The sequence below is a fragment of the Streptomyces sp. P9(2023) genome (assembly GCF_032436795.1).
Taxonomy (GTDB): Bacteria; Actinomycetota; Actinomycetes; order Streptomycetales; family Streptomycetaceae; genus Streptomyces.
Genome location: NZ_JAUPWM010000579.1, coordinates 1 through 262 on the forward strand (window position 1 = coordinate 1; position 262 = coordinate 262).

The following is a 262-nucleotide window of genomic DNA, read 5'->3' on the forward strand; positions in this document are numbered from 1 at the left end:
TACCAAATGGGTGGGCTAGGAATTTTTAGATATACAGCAAGTATCTCTCCAGAAGGTAACATGACATTTGCTATCTACAATATTATTTTAGATATCTGTGCACTTGTTGCAGGTTTTGGCTTAGCTTGGATTCTAGGATTTAAAGACGATGAATCAACCGTTCAACTATCAAAAGAAGAAGCAAAACTAGCAGCCACTGGTCAAACAAAGAAACTGGCAAAAGATGATGTTTTTTCACCAATAGAAGGGAAAGTCCTCCCTT

Annotated in this window: 1 protein-coding gene; it reads left to right on the forward strand. The window is 37.4% G+C overall.

What is annotated here, in order from left to right; translation table 11 throughout:
- The coding region (locus Q5762_RS38755) for a hypothetical protein (protein WP_315897012.1) at window positions 1–262 on the forward strand (262 nt) is incomplete at both ends.